This is a genomic window from Corallococcus sp. CA047B, assembly GCF_003612065.1.
GTDB classification, from domain to species: Bacteria; Myxococcota; Myxococcia; order Myxococcales; family Myxococcaceae; genus Corallococcus; species Corallococcus praedator.
Window position 1 is genome coordinate 13,456 of sequence record NZ_RAWD01000056.1, and the last position, 20,993, is coordinate 34,448.

At 71.1% G+C, this 20,993-nt stretch carries 23 protein-coding genes; 3 read left to right on the top strand and 20 right to left on the bottom strand.

Annotation, left to right across the window (positions count from 1 at the left end; translation table 11 throughout):
- Positions 1-351 precede the first annotated feature (351 nt).
- Positions 352-1,716 (top strand): YhjD/YihY/BrkB family envelope integrity protein, encoded by a 1,365-nt coding sequence (locus D7X74_RS12030; protein WP_167508733.1) that lies wholly within the window; start codon positions 352-354, stop codon positions 1,714-1,716.
- Between the two features lie 125 nt (positions 1,717-1,841).
- Positions 1,842-2,189 carry an HU family DNA-binding protein gene (locus D7X74_RS12035; RefSeq protein ID WP_120533081.1) on the top strand — a complete coding sequence of 116 codons (348 nt, stop codon included), beginning with the start codon at positions 1,842-1,844 and terminating at the stop codon, positions 2,187-2,189.
- Between the two features lie 27 nt (positions 2,190-2,216).
- On the opposite strand, the gene D7X74_RS12040 is transcribed toward D7X74_RS12035, so the two are convergent.
- The 11 genes from D7X74_RS12040 to D7X74_RS12090 all read right to left on the bottom strand — a co-directional run bounded on the left by D7X74_RS12040 (position 2,217) and on the right by D7X74_RS12090 (position 11,269).
- A complete protein-coding gene (locus D7X74_RS12040; protein WP_120533082.1) occupies positions 2,217-4,295 on the bottom strand; it encodes a flagellar biosynthesis protein FlhA in 2,079 nt (692 codons plus the stop codon).
- Positions 4,295-5,341: an EscU/YscU/HrcU family type III secretion system export apparatus switch protein gene (locus D7X74_RS12045; RefSeq protein WP_120533083.1), complete on the bottom strand. Its 1,047-nt coding sequence runs from the start codon at positions 5,339-5,341 to the stop codon at positions 4,295-4,297. The genes D7X74_RS12040 and D7X74_RS12045 overlap by 1 nt, the downstream gene beginning before the upstream one ends.
- Positions 5,338-6,132 carry an EscT/YscT/HrcT family type III secretion system export apparatus protein gene (locus D7X74_RS12050; protein WP_120533084.1) on the bottom strand — a complete coding sequence of 265 codons (795 nt, stop codon included), beginning with the start codon at positions 6,130-6,132 and terminating at the stop codon, positions 5,338-5,340. The genes D7X74_RS12045 and D7X74_RS12050 overlap by 4 nt, the downstream gene beginning before the upstream one ends.
- Positions 6,129-6,398 (bottom strand): flagellar biosynthetic protein FliQ, encoded by a 270-nt coding sequence (locus D7X74_RS12055; protein ID WP_120533085.1) that lies wholly within the window; start codon positions 6,396-6,398, stop codon positions 6,129-6,131. The genes D7X74_RS12050 and D7X74_RS12055 overlap by 4 nt, the downstream gene beginning before the upstream one ends.
- A 4-nt stretch (positions 6,399-6,402) precedes the next feature.
- Positions 6,403-7,128, bottom strand: a complete 726-nt coding sequence (sctR, locus tag D7X74_RS12060) for a type III secretion system export apparatus subunit SctR (RefSeq protein WP_120533086.1) — start codon at positions 7,126-7,128, stop codon at positions 6,403-6,405.
- Positions 7,125-7,604 (bottom strand): flagellar biosynthetic protein FliO, encoded by a 480-nt coding sequence (locus tag D7X74_RS12065; protein ID WP_147446550.1) that lies wholly within the window; start codon positions 7,602-7,604, stop codon positions 7,125-7,127. The genes sctR and D7X74_RS12065 overlap by 4 nt, the downstream gene beginning before the upstream one ends.
- A gap of 8 nt (positions 7,605-7,612) precedes the next feature.
- The gene (gene sctQ, locus D7X74_RS12070; protein WP_233595378.1) at positions 7,613-8,689 is read right to left on the bottom strand and encodes a type III secretion system cytoplasmic ring protein SctQ; all 1,077 of its coding nucleotides are present in this window, start codon (positions 8,687-8,689) and stop codon (positions 7,613-7,615) included.
- Between the two features lie 230 nt (positions 8,690-8,919).
- Positions 8,920-9,399: a hypothetical protein gene (locus tag D7X74_RS12075; RefSeq protein WP_120533089.1), complete on the bottom strand. Its 480-nt coding sequence runs from the start codon at positions 9,397-9,399 to the stop codon at positions 8,920-8,922.
- Positions 9,400-9,415: 16 nt separating this feature from the next.
- The gene (locus D7X74_RS12080) at positions 9,416-10,231 is read right to left on the bottom strand and encodes a flagellar M-ring protein FliF (protein ID WP_120533090.1); all 816 of its coding nucleotides are present in this window, start codon (positions 10,229-10,231) and stop codon (positions 9,416-9,418) included.
- Positions 10,232-10,246: 15 nt separating this feature from the next.
- Positions 10,247-10,738 (bottom strand): ATP-dependent helicase HrpB, encoded by a 492-nt coding sequence (locus D7X74_RS12085; RefSeq protein ID WP_120533091.1) that lies wholly within the window; start codon positions 10,736-10,738, stop codon positions 10,247-10,249.
- Between the two features lie 12 nt (positions 10,739-10,750).
- On the bottom strand, positions 10,751-11,269 hold the full coding sequence (locus D7X74_RS12090) for a hypothetical protein (RefSeq protein WP_120533092.1): 519 nt from the start codon (positions 11,267-11,269) through the stop codon (positions 10,751-10,753).
- Between the two features lie 227 nt (positions 11,270-11,496).
- On the opposite strand from D7X74_RS12090, the gene D7X74_RS12095 reads away from it, so the two are divergent.
- Positions 11,497-11,823, top strand: coding sequence for a PilZ domain-containing protein (locus D7X74_RS12095; protein ID WP_120533093.1), 327 nt, complete (start codon positions 11,497-11,499; stop codon positions 11,821-11,823).
- A 1-nt stretch (position 11,824) separates the two neighbouring features.
- On the opposite strand, the gene D7X74_RS12100 is transcribed toward D7X74_RS12095, so the two are convergent.
- From D7X74_RS12100 to D7X74_RS12140, 9 genes are all read right to left on the bottom strand, one after another.
- Positions 11,825-12,223: a response regulator gene (locus tag D7X74_RS12100; protein ID WP_120533094.1), complete on the bottom strand. Its 399-nt coding sequence runs from the start codon at positions 12,221-12,223 to the stop codon at positions 11,825-11,827.
- A 138-nt stretch (positions 12,224-12,361) separates the two neighbouring features.
- Positions 12,362-13,087 (bottom strand): SH3 domain-containing protein, encoded by a 726-nt coding sequence (locus D7X74_RS12105; protein ID WP_120533095.1) that lies wholly within the window; start codon positions 13,085-13,087, stop codon positions 12,362-12,364.
- The gene (locus D7X74_RS12110) at positions 13,084-14,961 is read right to left on the bottom strand and encodes a BatD family protein (RefSeq protein WP_120533096.1); all 1,878 of its coding nucleotides are present in this window, start codon (positions 14,959-14,961) and stop codon (positions 13,084-13,086) included. The genes D7X74_RS12105 and D7X74_RS12110 overlap by 4 nt, the downstream gene beginning before the upstream one ends.
- Positions 14,945-15,901, bottom strand: coding sequence for a tetratricopeptide repeat protein (locus D7X74_RS12115; RefSeq protein ID WP_120533097.1), 957 nt, complete (start codon positions 15,899-15,901; stop codon positions 14,945-14,947). The genes D7X74_RS12110 and D7X74_RS12115 overlap by 17 nt, the downstream gene beginning before the upstream one ends.
- Positions 15,898-16,956, bottom strand: coding sequence for a VWA domain-containing protein (locus D7X74_RS12120; RefSeq protein ID WP_120533098.1), 1,059 nt, complete (start codon positions 16,954-16,956; stop codon positions 15,898-15,900). Before D7X74_RS12120 ends, D7X74_RS12115 begins: the two co-directional genes overlap by 4 nt.
- Positions 16,953-17,963, bottom strand: a complete 1,011-nt coding sequence (locus tag D7X74_RS12125) for a VWA domain-containing protein (protein WP_120533099.1) — start codon at positions 17,961-17,963, stop codon at positions 16,953-16,955. The genes D7X74_RS12120 and D7X74_RS12125 overlap by 4 nt, the downstream gene beginning before the upstream one ends.
- The gene (locus D7X74_RS12130; RefSeq protein WP_120533100.1) at positions 17,938-18,933 is read right to left on the bottom strand and encodes a hypothetical protein; all 996 of its coding nucleotides are present in this window, start codon (positions 18,931-18,933) and stop codon (positions 17,938-17,940) included. The genes D7X74_RS12125 and D7X74_RS12130 overlap by 26 nt, the downstream gene beginning before the upstream one ends.
- The gene (locus D7X74_RS12135; RefSeq protein WP_120533101.1) at positions 18,930-19,811 is read right to left on the bottom strand and encodes a DUF58 domain-containing protein; all 882 of its coding nucleotides are present in this window, start codon (positions 19,809-19,811) and stop codon (positions 18,930-18,932) included. Before D7X74_RS12135 ends, D7X74_RS12130 begins: the two co-directional genes overlap by 4 nt.
- Before the next feature lie 28 nt (positions 19,812-19,839).
- Positions 19,840-20,829 carry a MoxR family ATPase gene (locus D7X74_RS12140; protein WP_120533102.1) on the bottom strand — a complete coding sequence of 330 codons (990 nt, stop codon included), beginning with the start codon at positions 20,827-20,829 and terminating at the stop codon, positions 19,840-19,842.
- Between the last annotated feature and the right edge of the window lie 164 nt (positions 20,830-20,993).

Genomic DNA, 20,993 nt, shown 5'->3' on the forward strand with positions numbered 1-20,993 from the left:
CTTTGGCCTGGGCGGGTGGCAGGCCACGTGGCGCCGGGGCTTCGGCGGGCCCGGGTCCGGCCACCTGCCCACCGGCCGACCAGGCACACGGGCCCGCGCGTGCACCGTGGTGGGGGCCACATCGTGGGGTGGGTGGACTGGTCCCCCGGGCCCGAGTTTGGTTACGGTGGCACTTCCACACCGGGGGGTGTCGTCGCCCGTCGGTCCATCTGAATCCCCCAGGATGACCCGCCCCCTTCCGCGCTTCCGCATGCTTCTGGAACCCGGTGGCCTGCCCTCGCCCGGGCGGGAACACCTCCGGAGGAGCCCGTGCACGTGAAGCGGGGCCTGGGGTGGCGCTATCGGCAGGGGCTGGTCCGGCTGCGGACCTGGACGCGCACGACAGCGTCCCGCGTGTGGGCCCCGGTGGCGCGCACGTCCGGAGGCCGGTTCGCGACGGACATCTTCCTCGCGGGGCGCACGGTGGCGCGCGGCTTCATGGGCGAGAACCTGCGCCTTCGCGCCGCGGCGCTCACGTACATCAGCATGTTCTCGCTGGTGCCCCTGCTGACGGTGGGGCTCGTGCTGCTGCGCACGCTGCACCAGGAGCAGTTCCAGAAGAAGCTGCGCTTCGTCATCTCCGAGGTCCTGGCGCCGGGGGTCAGCGAGGAGTCCGCCGCCCTGCTCGACCGGTTCCTGCACCCGGGCAGCTCCATCGCGGTGGGCAGCGTGGGCTTCCTCGCGGTGCTGTTGTCGGCGGGCTCGCTGCTGCGCCACATCGACGGCGCGGTGAACGAGCTGTGGGGCATCCGGCGCCAGCGCCCGTGGCTGACGCGCCTGTCCATCTACGCGGGCCTGCTGCTGCTGGGGCCCATCTTCCTGGCCATCTCGTTCTCGGGCACGGGCCGGGTCCGCGTGCTGCTGCAGACCCACGCTCCCTCCGCGCCGCTGTTCATCGCGCTGGGCACCATGCTCATCGCCATCGGCAGCCTGACGCTGCTGTACCTCTGGACACCCTTCGCCCACGTCCGCGTGCGCTCGGCGCTGGCCGGCGGGCTGGTGGCCGGCGTGGGGTGGATGCTGGCGAAGCAGGTGTACGCCGAGTTCGCCGCGCGCAGCTTCCTCTACAACCCGCTGTACGCGTCGCTGGGCGCCCTGCCCCTGTTCCTCGCCTGGGTGTACGTGAGCTGGCTGGTGATGCTGTTCGGCGCGCGGCTGTCCTACGCGGTGGAGCATGTGTCCTTCCGCGACTCGCTCTTCGCCTTCGGCAGCCATCCGCGCGCGTATGAGCTGGTGGCCGCCCGCATTGCCCAGGACGTCACCCTGTGCTGGGTGGATGGGCTGACGCCGCCCCTGCCACGGGAGCTGGCCACGCGCCTGCGCGTCCCCGAATCGCTGGTGCACGAGGTCGTCGACCGGCTGGTGGAGGGCCGCCTGCTGGAGCGGGGGCGCCGGGGTGGGCTGCGGCCGGCGAGGGACCCCGCCGAGCTCACGCTCGCGGACAGCACGCTCGCGGTGCACGGGGTGATGATCTCCGGAGGCCCTGAAACCTGGACGGGCCCCCGGGCCCCAGGCTTCGAACAGTTCGAGCCCCTGTTCCAGGCGGCCGACTGCGCGGGGGTGGACCTGCTGCGCCGTACCCGGTGGTTGGATCTCGTGACGCCCCTGCGTCCGGGGCTGCTCGCCCCGGTCGCCCCGGAGGCACCCAAGGCAGCGGCTGGCAGCGGAAATCCGTAACGTTTTTAGAGGGTTGGGAGCCTACCCGGCTTGCAAGGAGGAGGTGTTCTGTTATGTATTCGGGACTCGACCACGGGCCACAGAGCCCTGTCACCAAGGGGTCACGGGGTTTGCGGGAGCGTCCGATGCTCAAGTCCGATCTGATCAACATCCTCGTTGCCAAACGAGGCGTGACCCAGAAGCAGGCTGAAGCAACCATCGAGACGATTTTCGAGTCGATGAAGGACGCGCTCTGCCGCGGCGAGAACATCGAGATTCGCGGGCTTGGCGCCTTCCACGTGAAGAACTACCAGGGCTACCAGGGCCGCAACCCGAAGACGGGTCAGGTCATCCCGGTGAAGCCCAAGCGCGGCCTGCTCTTCCGTACGGGCAAGGAACTGCGCGACCGCGTCAACCGTCCCGCCCCCCTCCAGGCCCAGACGGACCTGCCGCCCTCCGAGTTCAAGGGCAGCAGCGGCACCGGGACCCTGTAGGGCCGGCGCGGTAGCAGCGCCACTGCCTCACCGCCCCACGGCGACGGGCGTCAGCCGGCCGATGGGGCGAATCTGCAGGTCGCCGTCCAGCTCGCCGTAGGTGAGCACCGCCACCTCCGGGAACGGGCCCTCGCACAGCTTGCGCAGCGGCCTGCGGATGTCCGGGGCCGTGAGCAGCACGGCCCGGCCGCCGGTGGCGATCTGCCGCACCCCTTCCAGGATTTCGACGACGCGCTCCGGCTCCGGCGAGGGCCCCCGGGGCCCGCTGGCGCGCAGCACCTCCTCCACCTCCGGGTCCACCAGGTACGCGTACAGCGGGCCCGTGGGCGCGAACTGGTGGCTCAGGTAGCGGTGCAGGGCCTGACGGCAGCGCTCGGCCAGGGCGGTCGCGTCCCCTTCGGTGGTGGGGGCCACCAGGGCCTCCAGGATGGCGCGCAGGTCCCGGATGCTCACCTGCTCCTGCACGAGCCGCCGCAGCACGTCCACCAGCAGCGGCAGCGGCACCTTCAGCAGCGCCTCCTTCACCAGCACGGGCGCCTGGGTTTCCAGCCCCTCCAGCAGCCCCTGCACCTCCTGGAGCCCCAGGAGCGCGGAGGCGCGAAGGCGGAGCACCGCGCGCAGGTGGTCCGCGATGAGCTCCGAGGGCTTGCGCAGGAGCACCTGGGCCAACTCCAGCCGGGAACGGGCACCCTCCGCGACACGGCTGATGGAACGGCCGGTGGCGGGCTCCACGGAGGCCTCCGCCTGGACCTCCAGGAAGGCCAGCTCCCCGGGCGGGACGAGCGCATAAAGGGCCCCGGGCTGCACCACGCCCCCACCCGCGGGCACCTCGTCCAGGAGGAGGCGGTACTCGCCCGGCCCCAGGTACGCGGCCTGGGTCCGCACGCGGATGCCGGGGATGCGCACGCCCAGTTCGAAGAAGAGCTCGTCACGCACCCCGTTCAGCACCGTGTGCACGAAGGCCCCCCCGTCGGCTTCCGCGAGGGGCGTCAGCAGCGAGGACAGGTCCAGCGTGAGCGGGGCCACGCCCACCGGCGCCGCCGCGCTCTCCGGAGGCTTGCCCGCCGCGCCGACGGGAACGGAGGCTCCCGCCGGAGTCCCCTCCTTCGCCAGGGCCTTGTCGGAGGCCTCCGGTGACTTGCGCCGCAGCGCATATCCCAGCCCCCCAAGGCCCGCGGCCAGGGCGAGGAAGGTCAGGTGCGGCATGCCCGGCATAAGGGCCAGCGCGACGCACAGCCCCGCGACGATGCCCAGCGTCAGGGGGTCCCCGAAGAACTGGGTGCCAATCTCCGTGCCCAGCGAGTCCTCCTCCTTCTCCGACGCCACCCGCGTGACGACGAGGCCCGCCGCCACCGCGATGCACAGCGAGGGCACCTGGGACACGAGGCCGTCACCGATGGCGATGAGGGCGAAGGTGGCGGCGGCCTCGGAGAAGGACTGGCCGTTCTGCAACACGCCAATGAGGGTGCCGCCCAGCAGGTTCACCGCGACGATGACCAGTCCCGCGATGACGTCCCCCTTCACGAACTTCATCGCGCCGTCCATGGCGCCGAACATCTGGGACTCGCGCTCCAGGTCGCGCCGCCGACGGCGGGCCGCGTTCTGGTCGATGGCGCCCGCGCGCAGGTCGGCATCGATGGACATCTGCTTGCCGGGCATCGCGTCCAGCGTGAAGCGCGCGGACACCTCCGCCACCCGTTCCGCGCCCTTGGTCACCACCAGCAGTTGGACCAACGTGAGGATGGCGAACACCACCGCGCCCACCACGTAGTCACCGCGCACCACGAACTCGCCGAAGGCCTGGATGACCTCGCCCGCGTGGCCTTCCGACAGCGCCAGCCGCGTGGAGGACACGTTGAGCGACAGCCGGAACAGCGTGGTGAAGAGGAGCAACGTGGGGAACGACGTCACCCGCAGCGCGTCCTTCGCGTGGAGCGCCGCGACCAGCAGCGATACGGCCGCGGCGAGGTTCACCGCGAGCCCCACATCCAGGAGCCAGGCCGGCAGCGGGATGATGAGCGCGCCCAGCACGGCGGCCATCGCCACCGCGAGCACCACGTCCGAGGACTGGCGGGCCTTCAGCAACACCTTCATGAGCGGGTTCATCACGTCTGTCTCCGTGGACGGTCGTCCGTCTCGCGCGTCTCCATCGCGGTCCGCAGCACGACGGCCGCCGCCTGGTACAGCTCCTCGGGAATGGACTCTCCGACGTCGAAGTGGATGAGGCTGCGGGCCAGGGGCACGTCCCGGACCACCGGGATGCCCTGGCGGCGTGCCTCTTCCTTGAGCGCGAGCGCGTCGTCTTCACGGCCCTTGGCCACGAGGTACGGCGCGTCGCACTCGCCCGCTTCGTATCGGAGCGCGACCGCGATGTGCGTGGGATTGACGATCACCGCGGTGGCCTTTTGCACTCCACGTGCCGGTCCCCCCTGCGCGAGCTGCCGGTGCAGGGCCTTCCGCTGTCCCTTGTGGCGCGGGTCCCCCTCGCTTTCCTTGTGCTCCCGCCGGACCTCGTCGCGGGTCATCATCAGGTCGCGCAGATGCCGACGTCGGGCGAGTGCGTAGTCCACGGAGCCGCACCCCAGCACCACCCACGCCAGTTGGACGACCAGCGCCGCGAGCCGGCCGACCAGGAAATCCATCCCCCGCGTCCCGTCGAGCCACGCGGCGCGCAGGGCATCAGGCCCCACCGTCTCCACCTCGCTCCAGACCCACAGCGCCAACAGCGCCGCCACGAGGAGGGCCTTGCCCATCTCCAGCAAGGGCCGGGTGCTGAAGAGGCGCTTGAGGCCCGCCGCCGGGTTGATGCGTTCGAGCGTCGGGGCGGCATGCCGCGCATCCATCTCGAAGCCCACGGTGGCCACCGACACCGCCAGCGACGCGACGAGCGCTCCCCCCAGCGCGGGTCCGCACAGCCGCACGGCGACCCACGCCCCTTCCTCCCAGGCCCCCGGAAGGGTCTGCTCCAGAAAAAGGCGCGAGGCCCAGTCCTTCAGCCGCGCGAAGCCCTCCGGCGCGAACGCGATGAACCCCAGCAGTCCTCCCAGGGTCACCGCGCTGGAGGACAACATGCGGCTGCGGGGAAACTGGCCCTTGCGCCTCGCTTCCCGCAGCCGGCGGGCGGTGGGCTGTTCCGTCTTCTCCCCGCTCATCGTGCGACCTCGCCCAGCAGCGCCAGCGCGCCTTCGGCCGACACCACCCCCGCGAGCAGTCGCTCACACAGCAGCCCGACGCCCAGCCACAGCAAGGCGCCACCGCCGAGGATGCGCAGCGGCGCGCCCAGTTCCTGGAGGTTCACCTGCGCCGCGGCCCGGGAGGCCATGCCCAGGAAGCAATCCACCGCGAGCGCCGCCGCGGCCACCGGCGCGCCCACCGCCAGTCCCGTGGCCATGGCCCCTCCCACCATCACCACCACGTGGAGGGTCGCGGCTTCAGTGGGCACGAACGCCCCCAGCCGTACCACGCCAAAGCCCCGCAGCAGGGCCGCGATGACCAGCGGGAACAGGGCCCCCGACACCACCCGGGCCACGAGCAGGTGGTACAGCCCGTCGCCCGTGGCGGACTCGCGGCTCCCCGCCATCGGCAGACTCGCCTCCGCGGACGTCCCCCGGAAGAGGTCGATGAAGCGGCCCCCCATCCTCGCCGCGTCGAAGGGCAGCGCGGACACGAGGCCCACCGAGACGCCATAGGCCAGCTCGCGCACCACGAGCGCCGCCATCACGACAGGCGTCGCCACCGGGCCGGGGAAGTCCACGCCCGCTTCGAGGTGCAGGAAGAGCGACAACGCCAGCACCAGCCCCAGGCGGACCGTGGTCGGCGCGGCCTGACCGCCCAGCAACGGGCAGAGGAACGCGATGGGCACGAGCCGCGCCGCGCACAGCGACACCGCGATGACGTGCGGCCCCAGCGTGAGGAGTTGTTCGCTCAGCGCCTCCGGGTTCACAACGCCACATCCGCGATGAGCGTGAGCAGTTGCCGGGTGAAGAGCGTGAGCTGCCCTGCGATCCACGGGCCGGCCAACACCAGCGACAGCACCGCCGCGCACAGCTTGGGGACCACCGACAGCGTGCTCTCCTGCAACTGGGTGGTGGCCTGGAAGAGGCTCATCAAGAAGCCCACCACCATGCTCGCACCAATGGGCGGCAGCGAAGCGAGCACCATCAGCAGCAAGGCCTCGCGCCCCAGCGTGAGCAGGACATCCTGGGTCATGGCATCACCGGTAGCCAAGGATGAGGCCGCGCGCGAGCAGGGCCCAGCCATCCACGGCGACGAAGAGGAGGATCTTGAAGGGCAGGCTCACCTGGCTCGGCGACAGCGTCTGCATGCCCAGCGCGAGCAGCACGTTGGCGATGACCATGTCGAGCACCAGGAAGGGCAGGAAGACGATGAAGCCAATCTGGAAGGCTTCCTTCAGCTCGGTGATGACGAACGCGGGGATGACGACGAACAGGTCGGTCTCCTGCACCTGTTCGGACTCCTCCGGAGGGCGCAGCTCCCGGGCCAGGTCCACGAAGCGTGCACGCTCCTCCGGAGCGCCGTGCTTCATCAGGAAGCCGCGCAGTGGCTCCGTCACATGCTTCGCGGCGGAGACGAGCTGCGCACCGGAGTGCACCTCCTCGTATGCCGCCTGCCCTGCGTCGTACATGCGCTCCATCACCGGCGCCATGATGTGTCCCGTCAGCACCACCGCGAGCCCCGTCAGGACCAGCGTCGGCGGTGCCTGCTGCGTGCCCATCGCCGAGCGGGCCAGCGAGAGCACCACGGCGATCTTCGAGAAGCTCGTCAGCATCAGCACCGCGAACGGCAGCAACGACAGGAGCGCGAGCATCCCCATCATCGCCAGCGGACTGCCCGCGTACGACGCCTGCGCCAGGGACGTCTCCGCCGCGGAGGCGAGCGCGGGCATGAACAGTCCGCAGCCCAAGCCCAGGGCCCTCATCCCCCACCCCGCTTCCGCTGTGCGCCGCACACCGGCCGTGCCCGTTGCGCGCGGGTGAAGAGCACCGTCGTTTCCAGGTCCAGGTCCACCCCGGGCATCGCCGTCGGTCTGGGCGTCAGGGCGGGAGCCACCGCCACACCTCGGGTCTCGTGGATCTCCGCGAAGGTGTCTCCGTACGCGACGAGGTAGCGACGGCCCTCCACCTCCACGAGCGCAAGACCGCAGCGCTGGGAGAGCCCCGTCCGGGTGACGATGCTCAGCGGCTCGGGGCGGGAGGCCCCCTTGTCCCCGGGCTCGCGTCCCTTGCGGACCAGGGCCCACCCCAACCCCGCCAGTGCCAGCGCTCCCACGAGCAGGCGCGAAGTGCCCACCAGCGACAAACCACCCAAGGGCGCGAACGTCGCCAGTCCCACGAGCAACGCCGCCGCGACGAGCAGCCTGCCGCGTGGTGTCCAGGAAGACAGCAAGGCGTTCATCGGCGTGCTCACGGCAGCAACGCCAGGATGCGGGCGCCCACCTCACCCTCGATTTCCACCAACTCCGCACGCGCGACCACGCGGTCGCCCACGCGCAGCAACACCGGGCTGCTCGCGTTGACGTGCAGCGGTAGCAGCGTGCCCGGCTTCAGCGCCGCCAGCTCCGACAGCGGCAACAGCAACCGCGTCAGCTCGATCTCCACATCCACCGGAAGAGGGGGCATCGCCTCGCTCCGCTTGTTCGCCGCCACCATGTCCGACTCCTGTCGGGCCGCGTGCGAGCGCACGCCTCCCGTCGAAAAACCGTCCGCGAGAAATTCGCCGTCGAGCACGAAGCCCCGGGTCACCAACCTGCCCCTGCCCTGGAGACGACCGTCCCGGAGGCGCACGCCCTCGAAGAGCACGACGTCTCCGGCGCTCAGCGCATCCACGGCCGACGGTTGCAGCGGGCTGCGCCCCACAAGACAGCGCGCGGGCACCGAGGCCGTAAGTCCCCGAAGCGCGGCGTCCACCGCAGGCTCCTCCGGCAACTCCTGGAACGCGGTCTGCACGGCCCGTGCGGGCAGGAGCAACCGGCCTCCCGCCTTCAGCCCCGCCACCGACAGGGACAGCGACACCGCCACGTAGGGCTGGCGCGCGTCCACCCGCGTCAGCACATCACTTCGCCGCATCGACACCGCGGACAGCCGGGGCCCCAGCCTCCGCATCCAGGCCTCATGACCACGCATCGCGGCCAGGGCGGACAGCAGCAGGTACACCAGCGTGGACTCCTCCAGCCGCGTCAGCTCGGTCACCGGTCCCGGTCGCAGCCCCGTCCCCGCGAGCCGCGCCAGTGCCGCGAAGACCAGCGGTACCTCCAGCTCCACGATGGCCGTCCCCCCCACCGCCGACAGCTCCACCAGCGCGAACACCACGCCCAGCGCCAGCTCCCGCTCCGGCTGGACCGCCGCGTCCACCAGGTGTCCCGCCACCTCGACGTCCGCGCCCACGTCTCGGGAAAGGGCCGCGCCCACGTCACGCAGAAGCTCCGCGCCCCAACGCGCCACCTGGGGCCGCTGGCCCAGCAACAGGTGCGCACGCGTCAACCGACGTGCGCCCAGCCGGAACGGGCGAGCGGCCTTCCTCGCGGGGCTGGGGGATCTGCCAGGGCTCGTTTCCATCCGGAACTCCGAAGCGGCGAAGGGACACACGTCCCCTGTGCACGGACGCGACCAGGGGCCGGGACCGTGGAATCAGGGTGTTGGCGGGGTGCGGACGTCCTGTATCGGGATGCGGCGTACCCGGTTCGGGATGGCGCTCCCCCGAACCGGTCCGCTCAGCGCGTGGCCTCGCGAATGCGCCGCTCCGCCAGGGCCACCAGCACCTGCGCCGGCTCGGCGGTCGGTGCGTCCCCATCGAGCTGGGGAAACCGACTGCGGTGATACGGCGGCAGCCTCCGGAAGACCTCCCGACGCAGGGCTTCTGGCACCGACTCCAGCAAGGCGGTCAACCGGTTCGCCGCGTCCGCGCGCTCACCGAACTCCACCGCCACCTTCGCCTGCCGCTGCGCGGAGGGCATGGCGGCGAACCGCTCCAGGTGCCGCAGCGCCCTTCCCGCCTCCGCGTCCACCAGTCCCTCCAACAGCTCCGACGCTCGCTCCCGCGAGAGGACGCAGACCACCAGCGCGATGCGCTCCAGGGGCAGCGACAACGCCGGCAGGGTGAGATCCACCGTCGTCGCGGGCGGCTTCTCCTCGCGAGCAGGCAGGAGCTTCCGCGCCCTGAGCAGCGCCCGCCCCACGCGTGTGGCGTCCATGGCTCCCATGTCCTGCTCAGGCCAGCTTTCGAGCGGAGCCCGGGGTCACCACCGGTCGCGCGGGCGTCGGCGGAGCCGGAGGGGCCGCTGGGGGCTTCTCCGCCAGGGTGCGGAAGTGCCTCCATCGCAGCGTCGTCCAGACGAGCGCACCCGACAGCCCCGTCACCAGCACGCCCAGGAGCGCGAGCAACACCCGCAGCCGCAACGGCACCGGCCCACCCCGGGGCGCTGGTACCTCCACGCGCGTCGTCACCTCGTCCACCAGCAGCGACACCGACTCCGGTGCCAAACCCTCCACGCCCCCCGCGATGAGCTCCCGCAACGTGTCCGCCGACTTGCGCACGCGCGACGCGCCCCCCGGCACCGCGCGCAGCATGGCGGACGCCTTCGACGGCGTGGGCGGCTGCCCCGGCCTCGGCGGCGTTGGCACCACCAGGTGCACCCTCGCCAGCAGCACCCCGTCCACTGTCTGGAGCGTCTTCTCCAGTTCCCGCTCCATCACCCGGACGCGGCAGACCTGCTCCTCCAGCGGAGAGCGCACGAGTCCACTGCCTCCGAACACGTCGCACCCGGACTCCACCGCGAGCCGGGGCAGCCCCAGCTCCGCCAGGATGCGCACCGCGTCCGACGCCTGCGCGTCCGTCACCTCGATGGCCCAGGTGGGTTTCTTGCCCGGCTCGGGCACCTTGCGCGCGTCGAGCCCCCGCTCGACGAGCACCGTCTGCAGCTCGTTGGCCTGACGTTCGTCCAGACCGTGCTGGATGCGCTCCCGACACGCCGAGGCGCCCAGGAGCAGGAGGAAGAAGAGACAGCGGAAGGGAGCGGAACGCATGGGAAAAGGAACTCCTCAAACCTGGGTCTGGAGGACCTGCTTGACGCCGCCGGTGGCCTTCTCGACGACCTTGCCGGCGAGATCGAGCTCCTGGCTGGCGCGGTAGACATGGGCCTGGAGCGCGAGCAGCTCCGTGGGGCTGAACGTGCGGCCGGACTCGGCGAGCTTCAGGATGTGATCCAACCGCTGCTGCGCCTGCCCCACCCGGTCCAACACCTCCACGGCCTGCTGGCTGCGCGCAGCCCGCACCGAGTCCACCCGCGCGCCCGGGGACACCGCCTCCGCACAGCCCGCCTTCGCCCGCTCCACACCTTCAGCTCGCGCGGGCCCCGGGGTCGCCTCCGTGGGCGCCCGCACCGGTCGCGGCGGGCCCTCCGTCGTCACCGGCACGCCACGCGACGCGGGCGTGCGCACCTCCTCCAGCACCTTGCCGAACGTCTCCCGACCTGACTCCAGCGCGGGTGAAGCACCGGCGCCCCCTACGGCTCCCAGCTTGTCGATGGCCATCGCGAACGCGCCTCAGCGGATGTTGTTGATGGCGGCCTTCGCCGAGTCGTGGCGGACCTTCATGATGTTGGAGATGGCGTTGTGCTCGCGGCTCTCCTTCTGCATCTCGTTCTGGAGCGAGAGGTAGGCCATGTTGAACTTCTGGCCCTCCGCGCTCATCAGCTTCTGCGCCTCCAGCATGTCCCAGGCGTCGCCCTGCCCCGTCGGCGACCCGCTCGTCGTCCCCGCCGCGCTGGTGGCGCGCGCCGACGTCGCGGCCATGCCTCCCGTCGCCGCCGTGCCCCCCGTCGCGGACGCGGTCAGCGCCAGCGGTGAGGGCACCGCCGCGGACACAGCGCCGCGCAGGGTGGACGACACCGCCGCGCTGGAGATGACGCCCGCGGGCAACATGCCGCCCACGAGCCCGGCGCCCGTGCGCACCACCTCACGCGCCGCCCGTGCGAACGCGGGGCCGAACTCCGTCTGCGGCGTCTGGCGCGGAACGGTCTGGGCGATGCTCAACGAGGAGATGCGGCGGTCGGGTGGTTCCACGAGGTGCCTCCGGCAGTGATTCGCCGGGGCTGCCTTCCACCGTCCGTGCCAGTTCCCAAACGCCTGAAACGACAGGGGCCTTTGTCCCCTCCCCGTCCGCGCATGACTCCGACGCGCGGGCACCGGGTCCGTGGCGCGGGACGGCGGACGGGAGCCCGAAAACTTGCCTCCGCTCCAACCTGCATCACAGTTGTCGCGTCCTGTCGCACACGAAGGCGAGCACTCCGATGATGACCCCCACTGGCGGACCCCGAACGACCGAGCGCTACCACCCGCGCGTCGAAGCCCGGCTCCAGGTCAAGGTGCTCCTGTCGGGCCGCACCGTGCAGGCGCAGGCTCGCGACATCTCCATGAACGGGCTGTTCCTTCAGGCCCACCCGGCGGATTCGCAGCGCGCGCTCACCATCGCCCTGCCCCTGCCGGGCGACCGGGAGCTCGTCACCATGTGCACCATCCGCCGCCGCGAAGTGGACGGCGTGGCGCTGGAGTTCGGCGAGCTGGACTGGGACGACCTCATCGCCCTGGCCCGCTTCCTCCACCCGCACCTGCCCTGAGTCAGGCGTCCGTCCGCGCCGCGCGCAGCCGCTCCACCAGGTCCATCAGCTCCGCGCCCCGGAAGGGCTTGTGGATGTAGCCGTCCGCGCCCGCCTGCGTCGCGCTCTCCACGTCTGCCTTCTTCGCCTTCGCGGTGAGCATGTAGAGCGGCACCTTCGCCGTGGCCGGGTCGCTCTTCAGGATGCGGCAGACGGAGATGCCGTCCAGTTGCGGCAGCACCACGTCCATCAGGATGAGGTGGAAGGGCTGCGTGCGGGCCAGCTTCAGGCCCTCCAGCCCATGCGCCGCGCACACCACGTCCACCGCGCCGTCGCTCAGCATGGAGCGCACCAGCTCGCGGATGACGGGCTCGTCCTCGACGAGCAGGATGTGGAAGGGTGCCTGGGCGTTGCCAGCCATGGTTCCTCGGGGCCCCTCGTAGGCCATTGCCCCGGCGCCGTCCAGCGCGGTCACGTCCGGAGTTCCCCGTCTGTACGAAAGCGGGCCACGGCCGGTTCTCCAGCCCGGCAAAGGACGCCAGGGTCTCCCCCGCCCCGGCTAGATTTCGGCGATTCCGTCGCGCTCGGCCCAGCCCTCCAGGCCGTTGGGCAGGCGGATGCGCACGTACTTCCCGGTCTCCTCCAGGAGTTGGACCTTCAGGCCGGCGTGCACCTCGAAGAGGGAGCGCGCTTCGGCCCGGGGCAGCTCGCGCGCCACCAGGGTGGAGGCCAGCACCACCGCCTCGTGGACGTTCTGGTGCACCCAGATGTGCGCCCCCAAGAGGAGCCCCGCCGGCACCGCCGCCGTGAGGCACAGCGCCGCCACCACCGCCACCGCCGTGCGCCGCGCCGAGGGGAACACGCGCCGCAGCAGCAGCAGCGCGAAGCCCACGAGCCACGCCGCCAGGAACACCCAGGCCGCCGCCGCGCCGTCCGTCGCCGCCGCCAGCCGGGGCAGGAAGGCCTCATCCGCGGTGGCGCCCACCACCTTGTCCACCTGACGCGCACGCGCCAGGGCCAGGTTCGCCTCCAGGTCCTCCGAGCGACCGCCCTGCTTCCGGGCCTGCTCCAGCGTCAGCACCGCGCGGCCCAGGTCCCCCCGGGCCAGATGCGTGGTGCCCAGGTTGTAGAGCACGTCCGGCCCGCCGAAGCCGTGGGCGAGGAGCTTCTCGTAGCTGGCCTGCGCGGAGGGGTAGTCCTCGCGCACGTAGGCGTCGTTGGCCTGTTGGAAGACGGCCTCCGCTTCCTCGGGGGTGTAGTAGCCCTGGGTCGCCGCGTCGCTCATCCCGCCCAGCCTTCCATCACCGCCGCCGCGGTCGCCAGCACCTTGCGTCGCTCGCCCGGGTCCACCCCGCCGCCGTAGCGGCCCAGGTCACAGGCCTCCAGCACGAAGAGCACGCGGGTGCGCGCTTCCGCGCCCACGCCCGCCGCCGCCAGCTTCTCCCCGAGCGCCTCGCGCGTCAGGCCTCCGACGGGCGAGCCGAGCTGCGCCTCCAGGAAGCCGACCATCGCCTTCTCCACCTCCACGTAGAAGGCCCCCGAGTCCGCCCCGGCCTTGAGCTTCTCCGCCTCCGCCAGCCGCTTGCGCGCGGCCTTCGCCTGCTGACGCCCCTGCCCCGCCTGGGAGCGCGAGGCCAGCTGTCCCCGCAGGCCGCCGATGAACGCCACGCCCGCCAGGAGGCCCAGCGGCGCCAGCACGCCCGCCAGGAAGTAGGGCCGCAGCCACACGGGCTGCTCCGGCCCCACGAAGCGCGCCTGGTGACGCACCGGGCGCAGGCCGCTCGCGGTGAGCACGTTCTTCTGCTCGTTGGCCGCGTCCGCCACCTGCGAGGGCGTCATCGTCGACGGCAGCGAGGACACCCCACCCGCGCCCGCCTCCACGGTGACCGTCACCGGGTCGGTGCGCGCCACCTCGTACTGGCGGCGGGTCGGGTCGAAGAAGGGGAACTGCAGCGCGGGCAGCGTGAAGGTGCCCGTGCGCTGCGGCATCACCAGGTACTCCACCACGCGGCGGCCCTGGATGCGGTTGCGGTTGGGCGTGAGCCGGTCCGTCGTGGTGGGCTCATAGATCTTCAGCGCGGCCGGGCCGGTGAGCTTCGGCGGGGTGACGTTCTTCACGTTGCCCACGCCGTCCAGGATGACCTTCACCGTGATGGGCTGTCCCAGTTCCACGCGCGTCTGGGACACGTCCAGCGACAGCCGCCACGTGCCCACGTTCGCGTTGGACATGTTCGGCGGCGCACCGGACGAAGGCAGCGGCCGCACCTTCACCTTCAACGCGTTGGAGATGCGGTGCACCCGGTGTCCCGCGAAGAGGAAGCCCGTGGTGATGTCCGCCTCCGCGGCGCTGATGGACATCGTGCCGGCCTTCACCGGGAACAGCGCGCGGCGGCGCAGGAGATAGGCGCGGTACGGAATGCCGTCCACCACCTTCTGCTCGCCCGTCAGCTGCGTGGGGCTCTCCACCTCCTCCGTCCAGAAGCCCTCCAGCTTGGGCATGGTGACGGCGTCCACGCTGGACAGGTCCACGCGCGAGTAGATGTAGAGCGACAGCGTCGCCTGCTCGCCCACGTAGAGGTCGTCCCGGTCCAGGCTCGCGCGCAGGAACAGGTCCGAGTCCCCGCGCGGAATCACCGGCGCGTCGTCCTCCTGGGGCTCGTCGCGGAACGGATCCGGCGCGTTGCGGAAGTTGCGGAACGGATCCGGCAGCGCGGGCCGGCCGCCCTGCTGCGCCTGGGGCGCGTTGCCCACGCGGCCCTCGCGCACCGTCATCTGGACGGGCTCGGTGCGCAGCGTGCGGCCTCCCACGGTGAGCGTCGAGGGCGGAATCGTCAGCCGGCCCGGGCGCGTGGCGCGCATCAGCAGCTCGTGGCGCGTGATGTCCTGGATGACGGCGGGTCCGCCGCCCGACAGCGAGATGGAGCGCTGGCTGCCGCGCGACGAGGACAGGATCTCGAAGTCGTCGGTTTCGGGCAGGCGCACCTTGCCGTTGGACGGCGCGTCCACCACCACCACGGTGAGCTTGAAGGTGTCGGTGGTGCCCACCTCGGTGCGATCCACCGTCTGGTAGAACTCGATGTCCGCCGCCCACGCCGGCGCCGTGGCCAGGAGGGCGAGCACGGCGAGCAGCGCCGTGCGGCCGCTACCAGTCCTTCTCATTGGGCTTCCTCGGCTTCTTCTTCTGCTGGAAACGCCAGAGCTGGAGATTCTTCTCGTTCTGCTTCATCGCATCCAGCAGGCGCTCGGCCTCCTGCCGGTCGACGTCTCCCTCGGGCGAGCCACCATCGCGCGGGTTCGACTCGGACTCCTCTTCACTCTCGCTGCCGCCGTCCGCGCCGCCGTCCTTCGGGTCGCCTTCGCCGTCGTCGCCGCCGCCGTCGGCTCCACCATCCGCGCCGCCGTCCGCGCCGCCGTCCTTCGGGTCGCCTTCGCCGTCGTAGCCGCCGCCGTCCGGGGCGCCGCCATCCGTGCCGCCGTCGGAGCCTCCATCCGGACCCGCGTCGGTGCCGCCATCCACCGGCGAGCCCCCGTCTTCCTTCCGGCCGCCGTCCTCGCCTCCGTCCGGACGCCCACCGTCATCCCCGCCGTCCTGGCCTCCGTCCGCGCCACCATCCGGCTGGTTCTGCTGCGGCGGCAGGTCGCGCAGCACGACCTCGTAGTTGTGCCGGGCCAGCGGATCCGTCGGATCCAACGTGAGCGCGCGCCGGTAGGACTTGAGCGCTTCCTTGCGGTCTCCCGCCGTGGCCGCGAGGTTGCCCAGGTTGTACCAGCTCTTCTGCGCCAGGTCGGGCTGGCGCGAGGACTCCGCCACCTGCTTGAACGCCTCGCGCGCTTCCGCCGCGCGGCCCAGCTTCGCCAGCGCGTCCGCGCGGTTGAACTCCACGATGGGATCGCTGGGACGCTCCTTCTTCGCCGCCTCGAAGTCGCGCAGCGCGTCCTCATAGCGTCCCGCCGCGTAGGCCTCGCGCCCGCGCTGCACCAGCGGGTGGTCCTTCTCCAGCGGCCCCACCGCCCACGCGGGCCCCGGCAGGGCCAAGAGTCCCACGAGCCCCGAGGCCACCAGGCGCGTCGCGCGCCGTCGCATCGAACGCGCCTTCATGCCGCCCTCCGACGCGAGGGCAGCAGCATCATGCCCAGCACCAGCAGCACCAGACCGGGGATGGCGAACAGCTGGAAGCGTTCGTCGTAGCGGACCGTCACGCGGCTCTCCAGCTCGCTCTTCTGCATCTGGTCGATGCGCTCCACCACCTGCCCCATCGCCACGCCGTTGGGTTGGTAGAAGAAGGCGCCGCCGGTCGCGTCCGCGATGGCCGTGAGGCCCGCGCGGTCCAGGCGGGTGATGACCGTGTCACCGTTGCTGTCCTTCTTGTAGTCCACGAACTCGCCGCGCCGGTCATAGACGGGGATGGGCTCACCGGAGTCCGAGCCCACGCCCACCGCGAGCACCTGCACGTGCGCGTCCTTGAGCGCGTCCGTGGCCTCGCGCACCTCGCCGGTGAGGTCCTCGCCGTCCGACAGCAGCACCACCACGCGCTCCTTGGAGCCGCGGTCCGCGTTGTCCAGCACCTGCTTGGCCAGCTTCAGCGCCGCGCCCACGTTGGTGCCGCCCTGGGGCATCACGTCCGGATCCACCGCGCGCAGGAACAGCTTCACCGCCGAGTAGTCCGACGTGAGCGGCGACTGCACGAACGCGTCCCCGGCGAACACCACCAGGCCCGCGCGGTCGCCCTTCAGCTCATCCAAGAGCGTGTTCAATTCCAGGCGCGCCCGGTCCAGGCGGCTGGGCTGCACGTCGCGCGCGAGCATCGACTTGGAGGCATCCAGCGCCACCACCACGTCGATGCCCCGGCGCTTGGTCAGCTCGCTCTTCGTGCCGCACTGGGGCTGCGCGAGCGCGAGCCCGAACAGCATCAGCCCCAGACCGTACAGGCTGCCCTGCACCGCCGGACGCCACACGGACACGCCCGGCGCGAGCGTGGCCACGTGCCGCTCCGCGATGAGCGCCGACAGCCGCGTCCTGCGGCCCAGCGCCTTCACCAACACGAGCAGCCCCAGCAGCAGGCCCATCACGAACAGCAACAGGAACAGCGGCTGCGCCAGGCCCACCTGATAGCCCAGCAGCGTGAAGCGCCATGCCTCCATGCCCGGCGTCATGGGAACACCCGCAGGAAGGTGGCGCGCAGCAGCAACTCCAGCGCCGCGAGCCCGAAGGCCAGGAGCAGGAACGGATGGAAGTTCTCCCGGTACGTGGCGCTGGCGCCGCCCTCCATCAGCTTCGAGCGCTCCAGCGCGTCCAGCACCTTCTGCAGGCCCTGCTTGAGGCCCTCCGGGTCCGTGGCGCGGTAGTACTCGCCGCCGGTGCGGTCCGCGATGTCCTGCATCAGCTCCGGGTTGATGGGGATCTCCGTCTCACGCCATACCGTGTTGCCGAACAGGTCCGTGCCCTGCGGGAAGGGCACCTTGCCACCCTTGCCCACGAGGATGGTGTAGATGGGGATGTGGAGCGACGCGGCCATGTTCGCCGCGTCCAGCGGGGAAATCTTTCCGGCGTTGTTGTCGCCGTCGGTGATGAGGACCACCACCCGGCTCTTCGCCTCGGAGTCGCGCAGGCGGTTGAGCGAGGTGGCGATGGCGTCGCCAATCGCGGTGCCGTCCTCCAGCACGCGGGTGCGCAACTGCTTGAGCACTTCCTTGAGCACGCCGTAGTCCAGCGTCAGCGGCGACTGCGTGTACGCGGCGCCGGAGAACACCACCAGGCCCAGGCGGTCGTTCACGCGGCCGGTGATGAAGTCCGCGAGCACTTCCTTCGCCACGTTGAGGCGGTTCTGCGGACGGAAGTCGCCCGCCTCCATGGACGTGGACAGGTCCAGGGCCACCACGATGTCGATGCCCTCCACCGACAGGTCCCGCACGCGCGAGTCCCGCGACTGGGGCCGCGCGATGGCGACCACGGCCGCCACCACCGCCGCCGCGCGCAGCAGGGGCAAGAGCGGCAACAGGTACGTGCGCAGGCCGCGCCCTCCCTTCGCGAAGACGTGCGCGGCGGAGAAGCGCAGCGTGGCGCGGCGGCGGCGCTCCCAGAAGGCGAGCACGAGCAGCAACGGCGCCAGCAGCAGGGCCCAGAGCGCCTCCGGGTTATTGAACGCGAGGTCCGGAGGCATCGGGCGTGGGGGGCGGAGGGGGGACGACGTACGTCTTGGCCAGCAGGTCGTAGCCGAAGGCCAGCGACTGCGCGCAGATTTCAGGAGCAGCGTCGGCGCGGGCGTACTTCACCAGGTCCGACTCGGAGATGAAGCGCATCAACGCGTCCTCGGGAAGGCCCGGCGTGGGAATCTTCCGCAGGTGCGTCATCAGTTCGAACGACGTGCACTCCAGGGCCTCGAAGTCGTAGCGCTCGCCCAGATAGCCACGCACGATCTCGGAGAGGCGGACGTAGAAGTCCTTCACGAGGCCCCGGCCGGGCAGGTCCTCGCGCTTGAGCGCGTCCAGCGACTGGCGCACGCGCACGTCCAGCGGCAGCACCGGGATGACCTTCTCGCGCTTGGACCGCTTCAACCACCAACGCACCAGCATCCAGGCGAGCAAGCCCACCGCCAGCGCCACCGCCAGCGCATAGAGCAGCGTCCACGAACGGATGGGCAGCTCCTGGGGCGGTTGGTAGTCGAACAGCTCCGCGCCCTGCCCGTTCGCGTCCGGCGGCAGCGTGGAGCCCACCTCCACCGACTTGCCCTTGAGCACGAAGCGACGCGGGCCATCCGGCGTCGCCACGTCAAAGGTCAGGTCGGGAAGCGCCACGGAGCCCAGCTCGAACGCGGAGAAGCGCAGGCCGAAGGACGTGGTCGCGTCGTTGGGCCCGTCCTGCCGCTGGCGCGTCTGCTGGAGCAGCTCCACGGAGCTGTCCTCCCCCTTGGGCGCCACCAGCTCGTAGCGCTGCTCCTTCGGGTGCGTGAGCGTCACCTGGTACACGAACGGCTCGCCGATGTGCACCGACTCCGGCTCCACCCGCGCGGAGGCCGCCGTGGGCGTCACCGACTCCAACGCCACCGGGGCCTGGGCGGGAGCCGGCGCCTGCGCGCGCGCCACCGGAACCCCGAAGAACAACACCGCCGCGAGGACGAAGGCCTGCCTCATGACGCCATCCTCCGGGCGCGCGCCCTGAAGAACTGCGCCAGCGCCTTGCCGTGGTCGTCACCGGCGCGCAGTTCCACGTGATCCAACTCCAGCTTGCGGAACAGCTTGCGGCGCTCGTCGCGCTGGGCCTGCATCGCGCGGGAGAACCGGCCGCGCACGCTGGGGGAGCTGGTGTCCACGACGAAGCGCTCCCCCGTCTCCGGATCCTCCATCTCCACGAGCCCGTGACGCGGGAACACCTGCTCCAGCGGATCCTCGATGACCACGGGCACGAGGTCGTGCTTGCGGCCCACGAGGCGCAGCGGCTTCTCGTAGCCCGTCGCGAGGAAGTCCGACACGAGGAACGTCACGGCCTTCCGCTTCGCCACCTGCGTCAGGTACGTGAGCCCCGCCGCCAGGTCCGTGCCCTTCCCCTTCGGCTTGAAGGTGAGGATGTCGCTCACGAGCCTGAGCACGTGCGTGCGCCCCTTGCGCGGCGGGACGACCTTCTCCACCCGGTCCGAGAAGAGGATGAGCCCCACCCGGTCGTTGTTCGCGATGGCGCTGAACGCAATCTGCGCGGCGACCTCCGCGGCGACCTCCGCCTTGGTGCGGTCCTTGGAGCCGAACTCGTTGGAGGCGGACACGTCCACCAGGAGCATCACCGTGAGCTCGCGCTCCTCGGTGAAGACCTTGATGAACGCCTCGTTCATGCGCGCGGTGACGTTCCAGTCGATGAACCGGATCTCATCACCGGGCTGGTACTGCCGCACCTCGGAGAAGGCCATGCCGCGGCCCTTGAACACCGAGTGGTACTGACCGGCGAGCATGTCGGAGACCACCTTGCGGGTGCGGATCTCCAACTTGCGGATGCGGCGGATGAGGTCCTTGGGCAGCACGGGGCGTTCTCGGGCGGCGCGCGGGCCGTCAGGGGACTTCCACGCGGTCGAAGACGCGCTGGATGATCTTCTCCTGGGTGAGTTCCTCGGCCTCGGCCTCGTACGTCATCGCGATGCGGTGACGGAGCACGTCGAAGGCGATGGCCTTCACGTCCTCCGGCGTGACGAAGCCCCGGTGGCGAAGGAACGCGTGCGCGCGCGCCGCCTGGGCCAGGGAGATGGTCGCGCGCGGCGAGGCGCCGAACTGGATGTAGTCCGCCAGGTCCTTGAGCCCGTAGCGCGCGGGCTCGCGCGTGGCGAACACCACGTTGAGGATGTACTCCTTCACCTTCTCGTCCATGTAGATGGAGTGGACGAGCTCGCGCGCACGCACCAGGTGCTCCAGCGCGATGACCTTCTGGGCCTTGGGCGAAGAGCCTCCGGACATCCGGTCCATGATGACCTTCTCTTCATCACGGGTCGGGTAGCCCACCTTCACCTTGAGCATGAAGCGGTCCACCTGGGCCTCGGGCAGGGGGTACGTCCCCTCCTGCTCGATGGGGTTCTGGGTGGCCAGCACGAGGAAGGGCGAAGGCAGTCCGAAGGTCTGGTCGCCGATGGTGACCTGGCGCTCGGCCATGGCCTCCAGCAGGGCGGACTGGACCTTGGCGGGGGCGCGGTTGATTTCGTCCGCCAGGACGATGTTCGCGAAGATGGGCCCCTTGCGGACGGTGAAGGCGGCCGTCTGCTGGTTGTAGATCATCGTGCCGACCAGGTCCGCCGGCAGCAGGTCCGGGGTGAACTGGACGCGCATGAAGGTGGCGCTGAGCGAGTCCGCCACGGTGCGCACGGTCAGCGTCTTGGCGAGGCCGGGCACGCCCTCCAACAGGACGTGACCGTTGCACAGCAGGCCGATGAGGATGCGTTCGAGCATGTACCGCTGCCCGACGATGACCTTGCCGGTCTCCTGGTTGAGGACTTCGACGAAGCTGCTTTCCTGCTGCACGCGTTCAGTGAGCGCGCGGATGTCGGTGTTCATGTCCCCTCTGTCGGCCTGGGCGGCGGGCAGCCTAGGGTTCCCGGGCGTCCGGCTCAACACCGCTGAGCCCCGGACATTCCGACAAGCCGCCCGTCCCGTAAAGGGTCATCCTTCCATGTCCCGGTCGCCTCCGCCCCGTCGTTCTGCCCTCCCCCCTCGATGGG

Excerpts from the sequence above, each read along its gene's own strand:
- D7X74_RS12105 (WP_120533095.1), bottom strand. The coding sequence starts at position 13,087 with ATGAGCGACGCGGCGACCCAGGGCTACTACACCCCCGAGGAAGCGGAG.
- D7X74_RS12085 (WP_120533091.1), bottom strand. The coding sequence starts at position 10,738 with ATGGCCATCGACAAGCTGGGAGCCGTAGGGGGCGCCGGTGCTTCACCC.
- D7X74_RS12035 (WP_120533081.1), top strand. The coding sequence starts at position 1,842 with ATGCTCAAGTCCGATCTGATCAACATCCTCGTTGCCAAACGAGGCGTG.
- D7X74_RS12065 (WP_147446550.1), bottom strand. The coding sequence starts at position 7,604 with ATGAACGCCTTGCTGTCTTCCTGGACACCACGCGGCAGGCTGCTCGTC.
- D7X74_RS12120 (WP_120533098.1), bottom strand. The coding sequence starts at position 16,956 with ATGACGCCGGGCATGGAGGCATGGCGCTTCACGCTGCTGGGCTATCAG.
- D7X74_RS12130 (WP_120533100.1), bottom strand. The coding sequence starts at position 18,933 with ATGAGGCAGGCCTTCGTCCTCGCGGCGGTGTTGTTCTTCGGGGTTCCG.
- D7X74_RS12095 (WP_120533093.1), top strand. The coding sequence starts at position 11,497 with ATGATGACCCCCACTGGCGGACCCCGAACGACCGAGCGCTACCACCCG.
- D7X74_RS12140 (WP_120533102.1), bottom strand. The coding sequence starts at position 20,829 with ATGAACACCGACATCCGCGCGCTCACTGAACGCGTGCAGCAGGAAAGC.
- D7X74_RS12045 (WP_120533083.1), bottom strand. The coding sequence starts at position 5,341 with ATGAGCGGGGAGAAGACGGAACAGCCCACCGCCCGCCGGCTGCGGGAA.
- D7X74_RS12080 (WP_120533090.1), bottom strand. The coding sequence starts at position 10,231 with ATGCGTTCCGCTCCCTTCCGCTGTCTCTTCTTCCTCCTGCTCCTGGGC.
- D7X74_RS12100 (WP_120533094.1), bottom strand. The coding sequence starts at position 12,223 with ATGGCTGGCAACGCCCAGGCACCCTTCCACATCCTGCTCGTCGAGGAC.
- D7X74_RS12125 (WP_120533099.1), bottom strand. The coding sequence starts at position 17,963 with ATGCCTCCGGACCTCGCGTTCAATAACCCGGAGGCGCTCTGGGCCCTG.
- D7X74_RS12110 (WP_120533096.1), bottom strand. The coding sequence starts at position 14,961 with ATGAGAAGGACTGGTAGCGGCCGCACGGCGCTGCTCGCCGTGCTCGCC.
- D7X74_RS12075 (WP_120533089.1), bottom strand. The coding sequence starts at position 9,399 with ATGGACGCCACACGCGTGGGGCGGGCGCTGCTCAGGGCGCGGAAGCTC.
- D7X74_RS12055 (WP_120533085.1), bottom strand. The coding sequence starts at position 6,398 with ATGACCCAGGATGTCCTGCTCACGCTGGGGCGCGAGGCCTTGCTGCTG.
- D7X74_RS12040 (WP_120533082.1), bottom strand. The coding sequence starts at position 4,295 with ATGAACCCGCTCATGAAGGTGTTGCTGAAGGCCCGCCAGTCCTCGGAC.
- D7X74_RS12115 (WP_120533097.1), bottom strand. The coding sequence starts at position 15,901 with ATGAAGGCGCGTTCGATGCGACGGCGCGCGACGCGCCTGGTGGCCTCG.
- sctR (WP_120533086.1), bottom strand. The coding sequence starts at position 7,128 with ATGAGGGCCCTGGGCTTGGGCTGCGGACTGTTCATGCCCGCGCTCGCC.